Raw genomic sequence first — 20,011 nt, forward strand, 5'->3', positions numbered from 1 at the left:
GGTGTCGCACATTCCCGGTACGGTGCTGGCCATCCTCACCGCCGACTGCCTGCCGGTGTTGTTCTGCGCCGCCGACGGCCGCGAGATCGGCGCGGCCCATGCCGGCTGGCGCGGCCTGGCCGCCGGCGTGCTGGAGGCCACCCTGACCCAGCTGGAAACCCCGCCGGCCCGCCTGCTGGCATGGCTGGGCCCATGCATCGGCGCGGCCTCGTACGAGGTGGGCGAGGAGGTGCGCGCCGCGTTCGTGGCGAACGATGCCGCGGCAGCAGCATGCTTCGCGGCGACCCGGCCAGGTCACTGGCGCTGCGACCTGGCCGCGCTGGCGCGGCAGCGGTTGGCGGCGGCGGGGGTGGCGCGGATCCACGGCGGCGGTTTCGACACGCACGCCGACCCGCGCTTCTATTCCTACCGCCGCGACGGTGCCCGCAGCGGCCGCTTCGCCAGCCTGATCTGGCTGGAGTAGGCACCGGCCAGCTGGCGCAGGCTGGGCCTTAGTGCCCCAAGGCCTGCAGGAACGCGTTGCACCAGGCGGTGATGTCGTTTTTCCGCAGCACCGCCATCATCGCGTTCCAGCGCTGGCGGCGTTCGGCCAGCGGCATGGCCAGCGCCTGCTGCAGCGCATCGGCGACTTCCTCGGTGTCGGCCGGGTTCACCAGCAGCGCATCGGTGAGCTCCTGCGCGGCGCCGGCGAAACGCGACAGCACCAGCACGCCGGGATCTTCGGGGTCCTGGCTGGCCACGTATTCCTTGGCGACCAGATTCATGCCGTCGCGCAACGGGGTCACCAGGCCGACCCGCGCGGTGCGGTAGTAGCCGGCCAGCAGCTTGTGCGGGAACGACTTGTTGATGTAGCGGATCGGCGCCCAGTCCGGCGCGGCGTACTTGCCGTTGATGTGGCCGGAGCTGCGTTCGAGGTCGCGGCGGATCTGGCGGTATTCCAGCACCGCGCCGCGCGAGGGGGGCGCGATCTGCAGGAAGGTGATGCGCCGATGCAGTTCCGGTGCGCGTTCGAGCAGTTGCGCATAGGCCTGGAAGCGCTGCGGCAGACCCTTGGAATAGTCCAGCCGGTCGACGCCGATGATCAGCGAGCGGCCCTCCAGGCTGTCGCGCAACTGACCCAGCTCGCGGTTCGATCCGGCGTTGCGGGCAGCTTCGGCGAGCCCGGCGGTGTCGATGCTGATCGGGAAGGCGGCGCCGCGGAACAGCCGCCCGTTCGCGCTGCGCATGCGGCCGTCGCGGCGCATGACGGCGCCGGTCTCGTGCAGGAAATAGTCCTCCAGCGCGCGCAGGTCGCGGGTGGTGTGCACGCCGATCAGGTCGTAGCTGACCAGCGTCTCCAGCAGCTCGCGGTGGTTGGGCAGCGCGATCAGCAGCCCGGCAGCGGGCAGCGGCGTGTGCAGGAAGAAGCCGATGCGGTTCTTCACGCCGCGCCGGCGCAGCATCGCGGCCAGCGGAATCAGGTGGTAGTCGTGCACCCAGATGATGTCGTCGGGGGTAATCAGCTGCTGCAGCCGGTCGGCGAAGGTTTCATTGACCCGCAGATAGCCGTCCAGATAGCTGCGCTGATAGTCGACCAGATCGGGTCGGTAGTGCAGCATCGGCCACAGCGCGCCATTGGCGAAGCCGGTGTAGAAGTCGTCGTAGTCGGTACGTGACAGGTCGATGGTGGCGTAGTCCACGTTGGCGTCGTGCAGCCGGTGCACCGTGGCCGCCGTGTCGGCGGCGAGCTTGCCGCTCCAGCCGAACCACAGGCCGCCGCGCTCGCGCAGCGCCGCCTGCAGCGCCGAGGCGAGGCCGCCGGTGGCGGTCTGGCGCGGCAGCGCGACGCGGTTGGACACCACCACCAGGCGGGCGCCGGCATGGCGCGGCGTGCTCACAGCGCATCCTCCCAGCGTCGCGACAACCGCATCGCGGCCTGGATCAGGCCGACCAGCGAATAGGTCTGCGGGTAGTTGCCCCACAGCTCGCCGCTGCCCGGCGCGAGGTCCTCGGACAGCAGGCCCAGCGCGTTGCGCCGCTTCAGCATGTGCTCGAACATCGCCCGCGCCCGCTCCTTGCGGCCGGTGGCGGCGAGCGCCTCGATGTACCAGAACGTGCAGATGTTGAAGCTGGTCTCCGGCGCGCCGAAGTCGTCCGGCGCGATGTAGCGGAACAGATAGTCGTTGCGCCCCAGCGCCACGCCGATGGCGTCGACGGTGGCCACGAAGCGTGGGTCGGCGGCGTCGATGAAGCCGATGTCGGCGAGCAGCAGCAGGCTGGCGTCCAGGTGTTCGCCATCATAGGCGTCGACGAAATGGCCAAGCCTGGCGTTCCACGCGCGCGCTTCGATCCGCGCGTGCAGCTGCACCGCTTCCTCGTGCCAGTAGCGCGCGCGGTCGTCCAGCCCCAGCTCGGTGGCAATGTGCGCCAGGCGGTCGCAGGCGGCCCAGCACATGGCGGCGGAATAGGTGTGCACGGCGCTGCGGCCGCGGTATTCCCACAACCCCGCATCGGTCTGCTCGGCCATGCGCAGCGCCATCGCGCCCATCCGTTCGAGCCGACGGAACGTCACCTCGTCGCCGCGATGCTGCAGCCGGCAGTCGAAGAACAGCTGGGCCGAAGCGAGCACCACCGAGCCGTAGACATCGTTCTGGCGCTGCCGCCAGGCGTCGTTGCCCACCCGCACCGGCCCCATCCCGCGATAGCCCTTGAGCGTGTCGACCTGGCGCTCGGGCAGTTCGGCCTCGAAGGTGATGCCGAACACCGGGCCCATCTCGCCCGTGTCCTTGTTGGCGACCAGGTTGAAGGCGAAGCGGATGTATTCCTCCATCGTGCGCGTGGCGCCGAGCCGGTTGAGCGCGCGCACGGTGAAGGCGGCGTCGCGCAGCCAGCAGTAGCGGTAGTCCCAGTTGCGCGCCGTGCCGGCCGATTCCGGAATCGAGGTGGTAAGCGCGGCTACGATGGCGCCGGTGGCCTCGTACTGGCACAGCTTCAGCGTGATCGCCGCGCGGATCACCGCGGCCTGCCATTCGTAGGGCACCGACAGGTAGCGCACCCATTCGTGCCAGTAGGCCAGCGTGCGCTCCAGTGCCAGATGGACGAAATCGCTCACGTTGTCTTCCAGCGTTTCGTCCGGGCCGAACACGAAATGCGCCGGCCGGTCGAGGCCGAAACTCAGGCTGCGCTCGATCAGCGGCGTGGCCACGTTGCTGGTCAGGCGCTGCACCACGTCGCTGAGCAGGTAGCGGATGTGGTTGCTGCCGGCGGTGGTCTGCGCGTTGCGCGCGCCGTAGTCGCACAGCGGGCGCATCAGGATGCGAACGCGCGGCGAGCCGCTGATCGGAGCCACCCGGCGCGTCAGCATTTCCGGATGGTAGAAACGTCCGTTCTTGCGATAACGCGGTGCGAAGTCGGTGATTTCGATGGCCCCGCCGTGGCGGTCGAACAGGCGCGTCACCAGCACCGCCGTATTGGCCAGGTAGAACTGCTCGGTGCGCTCGAGGTCTTCCAGCTCGATCGTCCAGTCGCCGCCCTCGATCGTCGGCGAAAGCAGGGCGCAGAAGCTGGCGTCAGCGTCGAAGCGCGGCAGGCAGCACCAGACGATGCGCGCCTGCTGGTCGATCAATGCGGCAACGCTGCCGTTGCCGATCACGCCAAGCTCAAGGCTGGCGGGCGGGCTCTCCTTCCGGGAATCGGGCATGAGTGGGGGCTCCCAGGGCGTCGAGGACGCCGGTCAACCAGGCTTCCGCCGCAGCGGGGCCGGGCAAGGTGGATGCGGCCAGGCTCGGTTCGCGCGCGCCGATGCGCACGCTGAGCCCGCCCTGGGCGTTGATGCGGGCGAACGCATGCTCGTCGGTCAGGTCGTCGCCCAGGTAAACCGGCCAGCGGCCGTTAAACGGCGCGCGCTGCAGCAGTTCCAGCACCGCGCGCCCCTTGTCCATGTCTGCCGGGCTGAACTCCAGCACCAGGTTACCCGGCTGCAACTGATAGCCGGGCAGCTGCGCCATCGCGGCGGCCGCCGCCTCGCGCAGCGCCGGCAGCTGCGCCGGTACGCGCCGGCAATGCAGCGCCACCGCCACGTGCTTGTCTTCCAGTTGTACGCCGTCGAAGCGTGCAGCCAGCGTGTGCGCGACGTCACGCATGCGTGCTTGCTGCGCCGGCGCCACCGCAATCTCCCGGCAGCTGCCGTCGGCATGGCGCAGCTGCAGTCCGTGCAACCCGACGGCGGCCCAGTGCGAGGCGGCGAACAGGCGGTCGAGGTCGGTCAGGGTGCGGCCGCTGACCAGCGCCAGCGCCCCATCCAGCCGCCGGTGCAGGGCGTGCAGCAGCTCCAGCAGTGCGGCATCCGGCCGCACCGCGCGCGGGTCGTCGGCGAAATCGAGCAGGGTGCCGTCGACGTCGAGAAGGATCGCCCAGCGGGCGTCGGCAGCGGGTAGCGGGGGCGGCGGCAACCGGTTGCGCGGCGCGCCGGCAGTGGTGGGAGTAGCCGTTGACATCGTCGCCACCGTAACAAACGGAATGTGAAAATCGCCTCGCCGGCAGCGGCTGGGCGGCAGCGGCGAAACTTGATTCGTCCTGCCGCGCCCACACCTTGGCCGGCAGTGACGGGGGCGCCGTCAATTCCTCTGACGCAAAACCACCAGGCGGGATCATCGACATGCGGATGGACAAACTCACCTCGCGTTTCCAGCAGGCGCTGGCCGACGCGCAGTCGCTGGCCGTGGGCCGCGACCACAACATGCTCGAACCGGTGCACGTGATGGCCGCGCTGCTCGGCCAGCAGGGCGGCTCGACCGCGCCGCTGCTGACCCAGGCGCAGGTCAACGTGCCGCTGCTGACCCAGCGCGTCAACGACCTGCTGGAGCGCCTGCCGAAGGTCAGCGGACAGGAAGGCAACATCAACCTGGGCAACGACCTCAACCGCCTGCTCAACCTCACCGACAAGCTGGCGCAGCAGCGCGGCGACCAGTTCATCGCCAGCGAGCTGTTCGTGCTGGCGGCGCTGGAGGACAAGGGTGAACTGGGCGCGGCGCTGAAGGCGGCCGGCGCGACCAAAGCGAACCTTGAGGCGGCGATCGAGAAACTGCGCGGCGGCGAGAAGGTGCAGAGCGAGAACGCCGAGGAGCAGCGCCAGGCGCTACAGAAATATTGCATCGACCTTACCGAACGCGCCGAGCGCAACAAGCTCGATCCGGTGATCGGTCGCGACGAGGAGATCCGCCGCACCATCCAGGTGCTGCAGCGGCGCACCAAGAACAACCCGGTGCTGATCGGCGAGCCCGGCGTGGGCAAGACCGCGATCGTCGAGGGCCTGGCCCAGCGCATCATCAAGGGCGAGGTGCCCGAAGGGTTGCGCGACCGCCGCGTGCTGGCGCTGGACATGGGCGCGCTGATCGCCGGCGCGAAGTTCCGCGGCGAGTTCGAGGAACGCCTGAAGGCGGTGCTGAACGACCTGGCCAAGAACGAAGGCCAGATCATCCTGTTCATCGACGAGCTGCACACCATGGTCGGCGCCGGCAAGGCCGAAGGCTCGATGGATGCCGGCAACATGCTGAAGCCGGCGTTGGCGCGCGGCGAGCTGCACTGCATCGGCGCCACCACGCTGGACGAGTACCGCAAGTACATCGAGAAGGACGCCGCGCTGGAGCGTCGCTTCCAGAAGGTGTTCGTGGGCGAGCCGTCGGTGGAGGACACCATCGCCATCCTGCGCGGCCTGAAGGAGCGCTACGCCGTGCACCACGGCGTGGAGATCACCGATCCGGCGATCGTCGCCGCGGCCACGCTGTCGCACCGCTATATATCCGACCGCCAGCTGCCGGACAAGGCGATCGACCTGATGGACGAGGCCGCTTCGCGCATCCGCATGGAGATCGACTCCAAGCCGGAGGAGCTGGATCGACTTGAACGCCGCCTGATCCAGCTGAAGATCCAGCGCGAGATGCTGAAGAAGGAAAAGGACAGCGAATCGAAGCAGCGCCTGGCCGACCTGGAAACCGACATCGGCAAGCTTGAGCGCGAGTTCTCCGACTTGAACGAGATCTGGAAATCGGAGAAGGCCGCGTTGCAGGGCACGACCAGGGTGAAGGAGCAGATCGAGCAGGCTCACCAGGAACTCGACGCCGCCCAGCGCCAGCAGGACTACGCCAAGATGAGCGAGATCCAGTACGGCAAGCTGCCGGCGCTGGAGAAGCAGCTCGCCGCGGCGCAGGCCGCCGAGACGCAGGATTTCAAGCTGGTGCAGACCAAGGTCACCGCCGAGGAGATCGCCGAGGTGGTCAGCCGCTGGACCGGCATCCCGGTCAGCAAGATGCTGGAAGGCGAGCGCGACAAGCTGCTGCACATGGAGGACGAGCTGCACAAACGCGTGGTCGGCCAGGACGAGGCGGTGCACGCGGTGTCCGACGCGATCCGCCGCTCCCGCGCGGGGCTGTCCGACCCGAACCGCCCGAACGGCTCGTTCCTGTTCCTCGGCCCCACCGGTGTGGGCAAGACCGAGCTGTGCAAGGCGCTGGCCGAGTTCATGTTCGACACCACCGACGCGATGGTGCGCATCGACATGAGCGAGTTCATGGAGAAGCACTCCGTCTCGCGCCTGGTCGGTGCCCCGCCAGGCTACGTCGGCTACGAAGAGGGCGGCTACCTGACCGAGGCGGTGCGGCGCCGACCGTACAGCGTGATCCTGCTGGACGAGGTGGAAAAGGCGCACCCGGACGTGTTCAACATCCTGCTGCAGGTGCTCGACGACGGCCGCCTCACCGATGGTCAGGGCCGCACCGTGGACTTCCGCAACACGGTGATCGTGATGACCTCGAACCTCGGCTCCCAGATGATCCAGGACGAGGTCGAGAGCAACGGCAGCGACGACGCCGAGGCGCAGTACACGCGCATGAAGGCGTCGGTGCTGGGCGTGGTGCAGGCGCACTTCCGCCCGGAGTTCATCAACCGGCTCGACGAGATCGTGGTGTTCCGCCCGCTGGACAAGACGCAGATCCGCGCCATCGCGAAGATCCAGCTGGCCTACCTGGAGAAGCGCCTGGCCGAGCGGCAGCTGAAGATGGACGTCAGTGACGATGCACTGGCCCTGCTCGGCAACGTCGGCTTCGATCCGGTGTACGGCGCGCGGCCGCTGAAGCGGGCGATCCAGCAGCAGCTGGAGAACCCGCTGGCGAAGCAGATCCTCGAAGGCCGCTTCCAGTCGGGCGACACGGTCGAGGTCGCCGCCGAGGGCGGGCAGCTGGTGTTCCGCAAGGCGTAAATCGGGCCGCGGGCGTGCCCGCGACAGCGTGCGGCGGCCGGGAAGGTCCGGCCTGCCGCACGGTGCGCCCGGCGGTCAGCCGAGGTCCAGCGTCTTCTTGCCGTTGTCGCGGCGGCGCTGTTCCTTCTGCTGATAGCGGGCTTCGCAGCCGGCACGCTTGACCATGGTGCAGTCCAGGTAGTTGGTGGCTTCGATCACCGCCGCGCGCACCGCCTTGCTGGCCGGGGTCTTCTTCGCGTGGCGAAGTCGCCGTAGCCGCCGCTGACATAGCCGCGCAGGTCGACGCCGCCACTGGAGCTGCGTCCTTCGACGGTACGCGAGTACACCACTTCCGAGGTTTCCGCGTCGATCACCCGCAGGTCGATCGCGACATAGGCCTCCGACTTGCCGCCACCCACGCGGAAACCGGCGATGTTGAGGACGCCGCCGGTATGGGAGGTGTCCTCGGTGTACCCCGCGACGCTGCCGGTGACCAGGTACTGGGCGCCGGTGACGTTGCCGGTGTGCGGGCTGCTGCCCGGGCGCATGCGGTGAGAGGCGGCCAGGTCCTGCTCGGCCAGCACGGCGTCGATCTTCTGCGCTCGGTCACCTTGAAGTCGCCGGTGGCACCCAATTCGTTGCCGAGCACGTCGGCGAGCTGCCGGCCGACGTCGCCGTTCCACCAGTTGGCGGAGCTGGTCTCGTTGGTGAAGTCGATCACGGCGACGGTCATGGTCGGCGCTTCGCGGGCCATGGCGACCCCTGCGCCCAGTGCCAGGCGACGGTGCGCCGGGATTATCGGTGCCACGCGCTGGCTGTAGGCACAGGCGGCAGAGGTTGTCAGCGAAATCCGTCAGCGGACAGTGACGGGGTGACGCGGGCCGGCCCGGACTTCCGCCATGAAAAGCCCCGGACTGGCCGGGGTTCTTGTTCGCTTGCCTTGCGCCGGCTTACCAGCGGTACGCCACCTTGCCGTAGACGTAGGCGCCGTTGAAGCCGAACGGCGAGCTCGAGCTGTACGGCAGGATGCCCGAGGTGCTGTTGGCGGCGATCACCTTGTCCGGGTATTCGTCGAACACGTTGTCCGCGCCGAGGGTGAAGGTCCAGTTGTCCAGCCGGTAGTCGCCGGCCAGGTCCAGCACCCATTTCGCGCCGAAGGTCTGATCGTTGGCCGGGTTGTTGTTCAGCACGGTGAACTTGCCGTAGCGGGCCACGGTCGAGCGCAGGCCCCAGTGGCCGAGCGTCCAGTTGCCGCCGAGGGTGAGCTTGTCGCGCGGCGCGCCGACCGTGATGCGGCCCTTCTCCGTGCGCCCCATGCGCTGCAGGTTGAGCCCGTTCTGCGCCAGGATCGCCGGGTTCGGCCGGGTGTTGATGATGTCGGTCTTGTTGTAGTTGTAGCCAAGCGTGAGGTCGAGGCCGCCGCCGGCCAGCTCGGTACGCCAGCTGCCCACGATGTCCACGCCGCGGGTGCGCGTGTCCACCGCATTGGTGAAGTAGCGCCCGCCGGTGACGCCAGGGAAGCCGTGCGCGGTGAGGTAGTTGGTGACCGCGGTGCCGGTGAGGTTTTCCGACAGCACGATGCGGTTGCCGATGCGGATCTGGTAGGCGTCGATGGTCAGCGCGGTGCGGTCGGTCGGCTGCAGCACCAGGCCCAGGCTGTAGTTGACCGACTTCTCCGCCTTCAGCGGTTCGGCGCCGAACGCGCGCCCGACCGAGCTGTTCACCGGGAAGGTGCGCACTTCATACGGCACGCTGCTGATGAACACGGTGGAAGTGGTGGAGTAGCTCTGCTGGGCCAGCGACGGCGCGCGGAAGCCGTTCGACGCCGTGGCGCGCAGCGCGACCTTGTCGGTGAACGCGTAGCGGGCCGACAGCTTGCCCGAGGTGGTGTTGCCGAAGTCGCTGTACTTCTCGTGGCGCAGCGCCACCGAGCCGCTCAGCTTCTGGGTGAGGTCCGCATCCAGTTCGCCGTAGAGCGCATAGCTATGGCGGCTGTTGGAGCCGGCGTCGGAAGGCCGGAAGCCGGGGAACACCTGCGAGCCGCCGCCGAAATACGAGCTGGAGTCGCCGGCGTCGATGGTGTAGTTCTCGTGGCGGTACTCGCCACCGAACGCCAGGGTCAGCGGGCCGGCCAGGCCGCCCACGTCGAAGTCGCGCGAGAAATCCGCGTTGAGCAGCTTCTCGGTGTTGTTCAGCCGGCCGGCGTAGAAGTGGGTGGGGCTGGTGGGGCCGAGCTGGGTGTTGAGGCTGTGGTTGACGTCGAACTGCAGGCTGTTCTTGCCGTAGTTGCCGCTGAGGTCCCAGTGCCAGTAGTTCGCCGTGGTGCCGCGGATGCCGGCGACGAAGGCGCGGTCCTTGGAGGTGGTGGCGATCAGCGGCAGGAAGCCGTCGGGGTAGATCGCGCGGATGTTGCGTCGGTCCAGGCCCGGTCGGTAGAAGCCGGCGGATTCCGCGTCGCGGTTGCTGGCGTTGGCGAACGCGTAGACGTTGACGTTCGGCGACAGGTCGTACTGGCTGTTGAGGAAGATGCCCTGGTGGGTGACCTCCGGATCGCCGAAGCGCTGGTTGACCCGCGCATAGCTGGGGTCGGCCGGGTTGCGCAGGTCCGGGCCGGCGCGGTCGGTGTAGCCGTCCTTGCCCGCGGCGGCGGCCACACGCAGCCAGCCGTCCTGGCCGAGGCGGAAGCCGATGTCGCCGCTGGCTTCGCGCTGCAGGCCGTCGCCGGCGCTGTACTGGCCCACGCTGCCGGCCACGCTGCCGCCGTCGGCGCCGTCCTTCAGCACGATGTTGATCACGCCGGCGATCGCGTCGGAACCGTATTGTGCGGCGGCGCCGTCGCGCAGCACCTCGATGCGCTTCACCGCGCCGATCGGGATCGCGTTGAGGTCCACCGGCGAGGAGCCGCGGCCCTGGGTGCCGTTGAGGTTGACAATGGCGCCGGTGTGGCGACGCTTGCCATTCACCAGCACCAGCACCTGGTCCGGCGACAGGCCGCGCAGTTGGGCCGGGCGCGAGCCGTCGGTGCCGTCGGTGAGCGACGGCCGCGGGAAGTTCAGCGACGGCAGCAGCCGCGACAACGCGGTGGCCAGCTCGCTGGTGCCGGTGCCCTGCAGGTCGTCCGGGTTCAGCACGTCGATCGGCGCCAGCGACTCGCCGGCGGTGCGGTTGGACACGCGCGTGCCGGTGACCACCACGGCATCCAGGCTCTTGGCCTTGGCCGGGGCGGGCTGGGCGACATCCTGCGCGGCGGCGTTGCCGGCCAGGGCCAGCAGCACCGCGGCAGGCAGCCATGCCAGGGCGATCGGATTGGAACGTTTGCTCATGGGAACACTCCGGTTCGTGATTTTCCGCGGTGCAGCAAAATGCAGACTAGTGACGCACCACCGCTTCGTCAATAGACGTATAGACGTCTATCAGTCCAGATGCTTCAACGGCCCCTTCGCATGCAACCGGGCGAACCCGGAGCGACAGGCTGCCGCCAGCGTTCGCCATGGATGTGCAGACTACTCCGGTGCGCAGAACGCCCGCCATGCACCGCCTGCTGCATTGAAATCCGGCCGCACACCCCGATAATGGTCCGTTGCCGGCCGCGCGATGGCCGGCGTGCCCGGAGTTCCCATGCCCATCTACGAGTTCGAATGCAGCCATTGCGGTCACCGTTTCGACCGGCTGCAGAAGTTGTCCGACGCCGATCCCACCATCTGCCCCGCCTGCGATGCGCCGCACTTGCGGCGGATGGTCAGTGCGCCGTCATTCCGTCTTGCCGGCAGCGGCTGGTACGAAACCGACTTCAAGAAGAACGGCGAGAAGAAACACAACCTCGCCGGCGACGCCGGCCAGTCCAGTACGGTGGCGGCCCCCGCCGCGGCACCGGCGCCGGCCTCCAGCGACGCCGCCGGCAGCGCCAGCTGAACCGGCGAAACCTCCGCCTGGTTGGCGCATTCCGACGCGGGATATGCTGATTCCGCAAGACTTCGGCGGGGTGCCGGTGTCAGGGCAGGCGAGGAGGCGGCAATGCGTGCAATCGGCGGGTGGATGGTCGGAGTCGTCGCGGCCGTGCTGGCGGGTGGCCTGCTGGGCATGGCGACGCCGGCCCGGGCGCAGTCGGACGCACCGGTGCGCTGCGTGAGCAACGATGGCCACTATGCGCGCTGCGCCGTGCCATGGCGCCGCGTCGAGCTGTACAGGCAGGAGTCGAAGGCCGCCTGCATCCGCGGCGAGAGCTGGGGCATGGACTACGACACGCTGTGGGTCGACCGTGGCTGCCGTGGCCTGTTCGGCTCCGCCGACCGCGGTAGCTACGGCTATGGCCACCGAGGCCGCTACAACGATCCTGATGACCGTTACGCCCAGGGCGACCGCTGGGGTGACCGCTATGGCGATCGCTACGACGACGACCGTGGCGGCTGGCGTCCCGGTCCCGGCTGGGATCGCCGGATCAGCCTGCAGTGCGACAGCAACCAGAAGAAGTATCAGCTGTGCCAGGTCGACGTGGGTCGCAACGGTCGCGTGCGGCTGGGGCGGCAGCTGTCCGACGCGAACTGCACCGAGGGCTACAGCTGGGGCTGGAACCGCGCCGGGGTGTGGGTGGCGCACGGCTGCCGCGGCCAGTTCCTGGTCGACCGGCGCTGGTAGCGCGGCTAGCCGCACGGTGCGGCGGTGGTAGACTTCGCGGTCTTTTCCCTTGCCTGAAGTCGCCGCGGCGACGCCGGAGTTCCAACGCATGCGCACGCATTACTGCGGCCTCATCGACGAGGCGTTGATCGGCCAGACCGTCACCCTGTGCGGCTGGGTCAACAAGATCCGCCTGCAGTCGCATGTGGCGTTCGTCGACCTGCGCGACCATGAGGGGCTGGCCCAGGTGGTGGTCGATCGCGACAACGCCGCTGCGTTCGCCGTGGCTGGCGAGATCGGCAACGAATATTGCCTGCGCGTGACCGGCGCGATCCGTCCGCGGGTGTCGGTCAACGACAAGCTGAAGACCGGTACGGTCGAGCTGTTGGCCGACACCGTCGAGGTGCTCAACGCCGCGAAGGACCTGCCGTTCGCGCTGCATGAGAACCCGAACGAGGATATGCGGATGACCTACCGCTACCTCGACCTGCGCCGCCCCGAGATGCAGGCGATGATGCGCAAGCGCACCAAGCTGGTACAGGCGCTGCGCCGGTATCTCGATGCACGCGGCTTCCAGGACATCGAGACGCCGATCCTGACCAAGGCCACGCCCGAGGGCGCACGCGACTACCTGGTGCCCAGCCGTGTGCATCCGGGCCAGTTCTACGCGCTGCCGCAGTCGCCGCAGCTGTTCAAGCAGATCCTGATGGTGGCCGGCTTCGACCGCTACTACCAGATCGCCCGCTGCTTCCGCGACGAGGACCTGCGCGCCGACCGCCAGCCGGAGTTCACCCAGCTCGACCTGGAGTTTGCCTTCGTCGAAGAGAAGGACGTGCAGGATTTCGTGGAGGAGCTGATCCGCCACGTGTTCAGGGAAGTGCAGGGCGTCGAACTCGCCGCCACCTTCCCGCGCATGACCTGGGCGGAGGCGATGCGCCGCTTCGGCTCGGACAAGCCGGACCTGCGCATCGCGCTGGAGCTGGTCGACGTGGCCGAGGCGCTGAAGCACGTCGAGTTCAAGGTGTTTGCCGAACCGGCCAACGACCCGGCCGGTCGTGTCGCCGCGCTGCGCGTGCCCGGCGGCAGCACGCTGTCGCGCAAGGACATCGACGCCCTGGCCGAATACGCCGCGCGCTACGGCGCGAAGGGCCTGGCCTGGCTCAAGGTCGAAGATCTGGCCAAGGGGCGCGAGGGGATCAACTCGCCGGTGGCGAAGTTCCTCGACGACGCGGCGCTGGACGGCGTGCTGAAAGCCACCGCTGCGCAGAGCGGCGACATCGTGTTCTTCGGCGCCGGCAACTGGAAGACCGTCAGTGACTTCATGGGCGCGCTGCGGCTGAAGCTCGGCAAGGACCGCGGCCTGGTCGAGGACAGCTGGAAACCGCTGTGGGTCACCGACTTCCCGATGTTCGAGTACGACGCCGAAGAACAGCGCTTCGTGGCCCTGCATCACCCGTTCACCGCGCCGAAGGTGGACGACGCCGCGCAGCTGCGCGCCGACCCGCACAACGCGGTGAGCCGCGGCTATGACATGGTGTTGAACGGCAACGAGATCGGCGGCGGCTCGATCCGCATCCACCGGCCGGAGATGCAGAGCACGGTGTTCGAGCTGCTCGGCATCGGCGCCGAGGAGGCCGAGATGAAGTTCGGCTTCCTGCTGAAGGCGCTGAAATTCGGCGCGCCGCCGCATGGTGGTCTGGCGTTCGGCATCGACCGCATCGCGGCGCTGCTGGCCGGCACCGAGTCGATCCGCGACGTGATCGCGTTCCCCAAGACCACCAGCGCGCAGGATCTGATGACCGATGCACCGTCGATGGTGAGCGACGTGCAACTGAAGGAGCTGCACGTAGCCGTGAGGGAGTAGGGAATAGAGAATGGTTCAAAGCGTTCGCCCGTGAGCTCGCCGCTTCACTGCTGCTGCGGTTCCCCATCCGATTCCCGACTTTCTCCCCATGACCGACCACGTGATCCTGTTGCACGGTCTGTGGATGCGCGGTTTCGCGCTGTCCATGCTGCATCGTCGGCTGATGGAGGCGGGGTTCCGCGTGCATCGCTTCGACTACCTGAGCGTGGCGGCCACCCAGCAGCGCATCCTGGACCGGCTGCAGGCGCGCATGGCCGCGCTGGCGGGGGAGGCGGATGCGGTACATCTGGTCGGTCACAGTCTCGGCGGCTTGCTGGCCTTGCGCGCCTGCCTTGACGGCACCCCGCCGCCCGGCCGCATCGTCTGCCTGGGCTCGCCGCTGAAGGGCAGCGCCGCTGCGCGCGGTTTCGCTGCCTGGGGCCGCGGCGGTGAGGTGCTGCTGGGGCACAACCGCGAGCTGCTGCAACAGGGCTTCGAACGCTGGGGCGGGCCGCGCGAGGTCGGCATGATTGCCGGGCGCCTGCCGCTCGGCCTGGGCGCCATGCTCGGCCATTTTGCTGGCGAACACGACGGCACCGTGGCAGTGGAGGAAACCCGCCTGGCCGGGCTGGCCGCGCACCGCGTGGTCGAGGCGAATCATATCGGCCTGCTGTTCTCGCAGGAGGTGGTGCGGCTGGTGGCGGAATTCCTGCGCCACGGCCGGTTTCCGCCGGCCGCAGACTGAGGCGTCATGTCGCGGCACGGCGCGGCGGCGCGACCGGCACACTGGCCGAATTCGGGTAAAATCGAGCGCTTGTCCAATCGCTTCGTGCAGGAATCGTCATGGGTAGAGGCCCGTCCATCGAAGGTCGCAAGAACGCCGAAGACGCCAGGCGCGCCAAGGTGTTCACCAAGCTGATCCGCGAGATCACCGTCGCCACCCGTTCCGGCGTCGCCGACCCTGGCGGCAACCCGCGCCTGCGTGCGGCGATCGACAAGGCCCTGTCGGCGAACATGACCAAGGACACCATCGAGCGCGCGGTCAAGCGCGGCTCCGGCGCCGACGGCGGCGCCGACATGCAGGAACTGCGCTACGAAGGCTACGGCCCGGCCGGCATCGCGCTGATCATCGAGAGCTTCACCGACAATCCCACCCGCACCGTGGCCGACGTGCGCTATGCGCTGACCAAGCACGGCGGCAACCTCGGCACCTCCGGTTCGGTGGCATTCCAGTTCACCCGCTGCGGCGAGCTGGTGTTCGCCACCGATGGCGACGCGGCGGCCGAGGAGAAGGTGCTGGAGGCGGCGCTGGAAGCCGGCGCCGACGACGTCATCAACGAGCACGGCGAGAGTATCGTGCTGTGCACGCCGGAGAATTTCGAGGCGGTGCAGCAGGGGCTGATCGCTGCCGGGCTGAACGCCCAGCACGCCGGCGTGGTGATGCGCCCGAACAACCGCGTCGAAGTGCCGGAGGAGGCGCTGGAGCAACTGCTCGACCTGCTGGAGAAGCTCGACGCGCTGGACGACGTGAGCGAGGTGTCGCACAACGCCTTGCTGCCCGCCGGGACCGTCGAATAAGTCGAAGGCCGCGCGCCTTCGCATCGCATCGTGATGACCCGCATCATCGGCATCGACCCTGGCAGCCAGCGCACCGGCGTAGGCATCATCGACGTGGATGACGCAGGCAAGCTCAGCCATGTTTTCCACGGGGCGCTTGCAGTGGCCGGCGAGGCCACGTTTCCGCTGCGCCTGAAACGCATCTTTGACGAACTGTGTGACATCATCGCCGCCCATCGACCGACCGAGTGCGGGATCGAGCGCGTGTTCATGGCGCGCAACCCGGACTCGGCACTGAAGCTGGGGCAGGCGCGCGGCGCTGCCATTTGCGCGGTGGTCAGCCAGGGGATCGTGGTGCACGAATACGCAGCAACCGAAGTGAAGCAGTCCGTGGTCGGCAGCGGTCGCGGCGACAAGACCCAGGTACAGCACATGATCGGCGTGCTGCTCGGCCTCAAGGGGCCGCTGCAGGCCGATGCTGCCGATGCGCTGGCGGTCGCGGTGGCGCATGCGCATACCCGCGCCAGCCTGGCCCGCGTCGGCATTCCGCGTACGGCCTGGAGGCGGCGCCGGTGATCGGCCGTCTGCGCGGCACCCTGATAAGCAAGCAGCCACCCTCCCTGCTGGTCGAGGTGGGCGGCGTCGGCTACGAGGTCGAGGCGCCGATGTCGACGATCTACGACCTGCCGGGCCTCGGCAAGGAAGTGGTGCTGCTGATCCATCATGCGGTGAAGGAGGACAGCATTACGCTGTACGGCTTCCTGCACGAGGCTGAGCGCGTGCTGTTCCGCAACCTGCTGAAGGTCAGCGGGATCGGCGCGAAGATCGCGCTGGCGGTGCTGTCCGGCGTGTCCACCGACCATTTCGCGCGGCTGGTGCATGCCGGTGACGTGGTCGCGCTGACCAAGATCCCCGGTATCGGCAAGAAGACCGCCGAGCGCATCGTGGTGGAACTGCGTGATCGTCTCGACGGCATGTCCGGCATTCCCGGGGCGCCGCTGCAGGCGACCGGCGCGCCGCTGGACGCCGCAGGCGAAGCGACCGTGGCGCTGCAGCAGCTGGGCTACAAGCCGGCCGAGGTGAGCCGGCTGGTGCAGAAGGTCGCCGCCGAGGGCGACGACGCCGAAGCGATTATCCGCAAGGCTTTGCGCGCGGCGCTCGGGAGCTGACCGTGGGACAGCACGCCACGCAGGGCGAATCGCCGGCAGAGACCCGGCGCCGATTGCGGGCGCTGGCGCTGGGTGCGATCGGCGTGGTGTTCGGCGACATCGGTACCAGCCCGCTGTACACCATGAAGGAAACCCTCGGCACGCACGGCATGACGCCGACCGAACCGGCGGTGCTGGGCGTGCTGTCGCTGGTGTTCTGGTCACTGATCATGGTGGTGTCGCTGAAGTACGTCACTTTCGTGATGCGCGCGGACAACAAGGGCGAGGGCGGCATCATGGCGCTGATGGCGCTGGCGCAGCGCTCGATGAGCGGCTCGGCACGTGCACGCTGGGTGCTGGCCGGCATCGGCATCTTCGGTGCGGCGCTGTTCTATGGCGACGGCGTGATCACCCCGGCGATCTCGGTGCTCGGTGCGGTCGAGGGGCTGCAGGTCGCTGCGCCCGGCCTGGGCAGGTACGTGGTGTGGATCGCACTGGCGATCCTGCTGGGCATGTTTGCGGTGCAGCGGTATGGCACGCACAAGGTCGGCAAGGCGTTCGCGCCGGTGATGACGCTGTGGTTCGTGGTACTGGCGGTGCTTGGCGTGCGCCAGATCATCGCCAATCCGCAGGTGCTGTACGCCGTCAATCCGCTGCATGCAGTGCGCTTCTTCCTCAGCCACGGCGATACCTCGTTCATCGCGCTCGGCGGCGTGGTGCTGGCGCTGACCGGCGCCGAGGCGCTGTACGCGGACATGGGCCACTTCGGCAAGAAGCCCATCCGGCTGGCCTGGTTCGGCTTCGTGCTGCCGGCGCTGCTGCTCAACTATTTCGGCCAGGGTGCGCTGCTGCTGGGCGACCCACTGGCGATCTCCAGCCCGTTCTACCTGATGGTGCCCGAGTCGCTGCTGTACCCGATGATCGTGCTGTCGGCCGCCGCGGCGGTGATCGCGTCGCAGGCGGTGATCTCCGGCGCGTTCTCGATGACCCGCGAGGCGATGTCGCTGGGCTATTCGCCGCGGCTGGCGGTGGTGCATACCTCGCGCGAGATGTCCGGGCAAATTTTCGTGCCGTGGGTCAACCGCATGCTGATGGTGCTGGTGATCCTGGCGGTGCTCGGCTTCCGCAGCTCCGACAACCTGGGCGCCGCCTACGGCATCGCGGTGACCGGCACCATGACCATGACCACCCTGCTGGCGCTGGTGGTGGCGCGCAAGCGCTGGCACTGGAGTTGGCTGACGGTGGTGCTGGTGGGCGTGCTGTTCCTGATCATCGACCTGTCGTTCTTCGGCGCGAACTTGCTGAAGGTGGCGCATGGCGGCTGGTTCCCGCTGGTGCTCGGCGTGGTGCTGTTCACCGTGATGACCACCTGGCGCCGCGGCCGCGAGCTGGTGGTGCGCGAGATCAAGCAGGGTGGCCTGGCGCTGGCGCCGTTCATCGAGAACATTGCCGAGCACCCGCCGCTGCGCGTGCCGGGCACGGCGATCTTCCTCACCGCAAACCAGCACGCCGTGCCGCATGCGCTGCTGCACAACCTCAAGCACAACAAGGTGCTGCACGAACGCAACGTGCTGCTGACGGTGGAGACGCTGGAAACGCCGGTGGCCGAGGCCCACGAGCGCATCGCGATCACCCCGATGGGCGGCAACTTCTTCGGGCTGGAGCTGCGCTTCGGCTTCGCCGAGGACCCGAACATCCCGCTGGCGCTGACCCAGTGCTCGCGCGAAGGACTCGGCTTCGACATGATGGACACCACCTTCTTCCTGTCGCGCGAAACCATCGTGGCCGATGCGCGCCGCCCCGGTATGGCGCTGTGGCGCGACAAGCTGTTCGCGTTCCTGTCGCGCAACGCGATGCCGGCCACCGCGTTCTTCCAGATCCCCGGCAACCGGCTGATCGAGCTGGGGGCGCAGGTGGAGATCTGATTCGCGTAGCGGATCAGATCTCCACCGCGGCCCACGGATGGGTCGCACGCAGGCCGATCGCGGATGCGATCGACCTGCGGAGCCCCGGTCGGGCGTAGCCCGACCGGGGCGAGCCAAAGAAGTGCAGGACAGCACTTCTTTGGCTCATGGGAACGGCTGCTCCTGCTCTTGATTCCCACTCCATATTCACCCACACAAGTCGCCATAATGCCGGCATGACCGAAGCCCGCATCATCACCGCCGCCGCCCAGCTCGACGACGAGGCGCTGGAAGCCACCATCCGGCCGAAGCGGCTGGCCGAGTACCTGGGCCAGCAGGCGGTGCGCGAGCAGCTGTCGATCTACATCGAGGCGGCGAAGAAGCGCGGCGGGGCGCTGGACCACGTGCTGGTGTTCGGCCCGCCGGGGCTGGGCAAGACCACGCTCAGCCATGTGATTGCGAACGAACTGGGCGTCAACCTGCGCTCCACCTCCGGCCCGGTGCTGGAGCGCGCCGGTGACCTGGCCGCGCTGTTGACCAACCTGGAGGCGAACGACGTGCTGTTCGTCGACGAGATCCATCGCCTGTCGCCGCTGGTCGAGGAGGTGCTGTACCCGGCGATGGAGGATTTCCAGATCGACATCATGATCGGCGAGGGACCGGCCGCGCGCTCGATCAAGCTGGACCTGCCGCCGTTCACCCTGATCGGCGCCACCACCCGCGCCGGCATGCTTACCGCGCCGCTGCGCGACCGCTTCGGTATCGTGCAGCGGCTGGAGTTCTATTCCGCCGATGAACTCACCGCGATCGCGCGCCGCGCCGCGAAGATTCTCGGTATCGCCTGCGCGCCGGAGGGAGCGCAGGAAATCGCCCGCCGCTCGCGCGGCACGCCGCGCATCGCCAACCGCCTGCTGCGCCGGGTGCGCGACTACGCCGAGGTGCGCGCCGGCGGCGAGATCACCCTGGCGGCGGCCTGCGCCGCGCTGGATATGCTGAAGATCGACCCGGAAGGTTTCGACGAGCTGGACCGGCGCCTGCTCGGCCTGATCATCGAGAACTTCGGCGGCGGCCCGGTCGGAGTGGAGTCGCTGGCCGCCGCGCTGAGCGAGGATCGCGGCACGCTGGAGGACGTGGTCGAGCCGTACCTGATCCAGCAGGGCTACCTGGTGCGCACCGCCCGCGGCCGCATGGTCAGCGCCAGGGGCTGGCGCCACCTGGGGCTGGTTCCGCCGCCGCGGCAGGCGCAGCCCGCCGACCTGTTCGGGAGTGGGGCCGACGATGCCTGAGCCTGCCGCGAAGCCGTCCTTCCGCTGGAACGTGCGGGTCTACTGGGAAGACACCGATGCCGGCGGGGTGGTCTATCACGCCGGCTACCTGCGTTTCATGGAGCGCGCCCGCAGCGAGTGGATGCGCGCGCTCGGTGTCGACCAGATGGCTTTCAAGCAGGCCACCGGGCTGGCCTTCATGGTGCGCGACATGCGCATCGACTTCCTCAAACCCGCCCTGCTGGATGATGAACTGTCGGTAACGGTCGACGTCGAAGAACGGCGCGCAGCCAGTATCCTGTTCGCCCAGACGATCACGGGAAACGACGGCAGCTGCCTGGTCCGCGCCAGCGTGCGGGTGGCCTGCGTCGACCTCCAGCGCATGCGGCCGGCGCCGATTCCTGCCGACCTGATCCCGCAAACCGCACTTCAAGACAACCCAGGCCGATAGGCGGAGCACCTGCAAG

At 68.4% G+C, this 20,011-nt stretch carries 17 protein-coding genes and 1 pseudogene; 12 read left to right on the forward strand and 6 right to left on the reverse strand.

What is annotated here, in order from left to right; all coding sequences use genetic code 11:
• Positions 1-463, forward strand: a 463-nt coding sequence (pgeF, locus tag UUA_RS11000; RefSeq protein ID WP_039953847.1) for a peptidoglycan editing factor PgeF, incomplete at its 5' end; no start/stop codon positions are given.
• A gap of 28 nt (positions 464-491) precedes the next feature.
• On the opposite strand, the gene otsA is transcribed toward pgeF, so the two are convergent.
• Genes otsA through otsB form a run of 3 tightly spaced genes read right to left on the reverse strand, consistent with a single transcriptional unit; the run spans position 492 to position 4,475 of the window.
• Positions 492-1,877 (reverse strand): alpha,alpha-trehalose-phosphate synthase (UDP-forming), encoded by a 1,386-nt coding sequence (gene otsA / locus UUA_RS11005; RefSeq protein ID WP_008436845.1) that lies wholly within the window; start codon positions 1,875-1,877, stop codon positions 492-494.
• Positions 1,874-3,679: a glycoside hydrolase family 15 protein gene (locus UUA_RS11010; protein WP_039953848.1), complete on the reverse strand. Its 1,806-nt coding sequence runs from the start codon at positions 3,677-3,679 to the stop codon at positions 1,874-1,876. Before UUA_RS11010 ends, otsA begins: the two co-directional genes overlap by 4 nt.
• Entirely contained in the window at positions 3,639-4,475 is an 837-nt protein-coding gene (otsB, locus tag UUA_RS11015; protein WP_039953849.1) for a trehalose-phosphatase, read from the reverse strand. Before otsB ends, UUA_RS11010 begins: the two co-directional genes overlap by 41 nt.
• A gap of 161 nt (positions 4,476-4,636) precedes the next feature.
• Between otsB and clpB the strand changes: the two genes are divergently transcribed.
• The gene (clpB, locus tag UUA_RS11020) at positions 4,637-7,234 is read left to right on the forward strand and encodes an ATP-dependent chaperone ClpB (protein WP_008436851.1); all 2,598 of its coding nucleotides are present in this window, start codon (positions 4,637-4,639) and stop codon (positions 7,232-7,234) included.
• Positions 7,235-7,309: 75 nt separating this feature from the next.
• Here the strand turns inward: clpB and UUA_RS20215 are convergent, their stop codons facing one another.
• The 3 genes and pseudogenes from UUA_RS20215 to UUA_RS11030 all read right to left on the reverse strand — a co-directional run bounded on the left by UUA_RS20215 (position 7,310) and on the right by UUA_RS11030 (position 10,536).
• Complete coding sequence (locus UUA_RS20215; RefSeq protein ID WP_268793785.1) at positions 7,310-7,432, reverse strand: hypothetical protein; 123 nt, start codon at positions 7,430-7,432, stop codon at positions 7,310-7,312.
• A pseudogene (locus UUA_RS20025) lies at positions 7,429-7,967 on the reverse strand (CsgG/HfaB family protein). Before UUA_RS20025 ends, UUA_RS20215 begins: the two are co-directional and overlap by 4 nt.
• A 196-nt stretch (positions 7,968-8,163) precedes the next feature.
• Complete coding sequence (locus UUA_RS11030; protein WP_008436855.1) at positions 8,164-10,536, reverse strand: TonB-dependent receptor plug domain-containing protein; 2,373 nt, start codon at positions 10,534-10,536, stop codon at positions 8,164-8,166.
• A 295-nt stretch (positions 10,537-10,831) separates the two neighbouring features.
• Here UUA_RS11030 and UUA_RS11035 point away from each other — a divergent pair, with 295 nt between their 5' ends.
• The 10 genes from UUA_RS11035 (at position 10,832) to ybgC (ending at position 19,995) form a co-directional block, all read left to right on the forward strand.
• Positions 10,832-11,125 (forward strand): FmdB family zinc ribbon protein, encoded by a 294-nt coding sequence (locus UUA_RS11035; RefSeq protein WP_008436856.1) that lies wholly within the window; start codon positions 10,832-10,834, stop codon positions 11,123-11,125.
• Positions 11,126-11,227: 102 nt separating this feature from the next.
• Positions 11,228-11,848 carry a DUF3011 domain-containing protein gene (locus UUA_RS11040; protein WP_008436857.1) on the forward strand — a complete coding sequence of 207 codons (621 nt, stop codon included), beginning with the start codon at positions 11,228-11,230 and terminating at the stop codon, positions 11,846-11,848.
• Between the two features lie 88 nt (positions 11,849-11,936).
• The gene (aspS, locus tag UUA_RS11045; protein WP_008436858.1) at positions 11,937-13,691 is read left to right on the forward strand and encodes an aspartate--tRNA ligase; all 1,755 of its coding nucleotides are present in this window, start codon (positions 11,937-11,939) and stop codon (positions 13,689-13,691) included.
• 88 nt (positions 13,692-13,779) lie between these two features.
• Complete coding sequence (locus UUA_RS11050) at positions 13,780-14,415, forward strand: alpha/beta fold hydrolase (protein WP_008436859.1); 636 nt, start codon at positions 13,780-13,782, stop codon at positions 14,413-14,415.
• 98 nt (positions 14,416-14,513) lie between these two features.
• Positions 14,514-15,248 (forward strand): YebC/PmpR family DNA-binding transcriptional regulator, encoded by a 735-nt coding sequence (locus UUA_RS11055; protein ID WP_008436860.1) that lies wholly within the window; start codon positions 14,514-14,516, stop codon positions 15,246-15,248.
• Positions 15,249-15,281: 33 nt separating this feature from the next.
• Entirely contained in the window at positions 15,282-15,803 is a 522-nt protein-coding gene (ruvC, locus tag UUA_RS11060; RefSeq protein ID WP_008436861.1) for a crossover junction endodeoxyribonuclease RuvC, read from the forward strand.
• A complete protein-coding gene (gene ruvA, locus UUA_RS11065) occupies positions 15,800-16,396 on the forward strand; it encodes a Holliday junction branch migration protein RuvA (protein ID WP_008436862.1) in 597 nt (198 codons plus the stop codon). The genes ruvC and ruvA overlap by 4 nt, the downstream gene beginning before the upstream one ends.
• Before the next feature lie 2 nt (positions 16,397-16,398).
• Positions 16,399-18,300 (forward strand): potassium transporter Kup, encoded by a 1,902-nt coding sequence (locus tag UUA_RS11070; protein ID WP_039953851.1) that lies wholly within the window; start codon positions 16,399-16,401, stop codon positions 18,298-18,300.
• 215 nt (positions 18,301-18,515) lie between these two features.
• The gene (gene ruvB / locus UUA_RS11075; protein ID WP_008436864.1) at positions 18,516-19,565 is read left to right on the forward strand and encodes a Holliday junction branch migration DNA helicase RuvB; all 1,050 of its coding nucleotides are present in this window, start codon (positions 18,516-18,518) and stop codon (positions 19,563-19,565) included.
• Positions 19,558-19,995, forward strand: a complete 438-nt coding sequence (gene ybgC, locus UUA_RS11080) for a tol-pal system-associated acyl-CoA thioesterase (protein ID WP_008436865.1) — start codon at positions 19,558-19,560, stop codon at positions 19,993-19,995. Before ruvB ends, ybgC begins: the two co-directional genes overlap by 8 nt.
• Positions 19,996-20,011: the final 16 nt, after the last annotated feature.

It is taken from the genome of Rhodanobacter thiooxydans LCS2 (assembly GCF_000264375.1).
GTDB lineage: Bacteria > Pseudomonadota > Gammaproteobacteria > Xanthomonadales > Rhodanobacteraceae > Rhodanobacter > Rhodanobacter thiooxydans.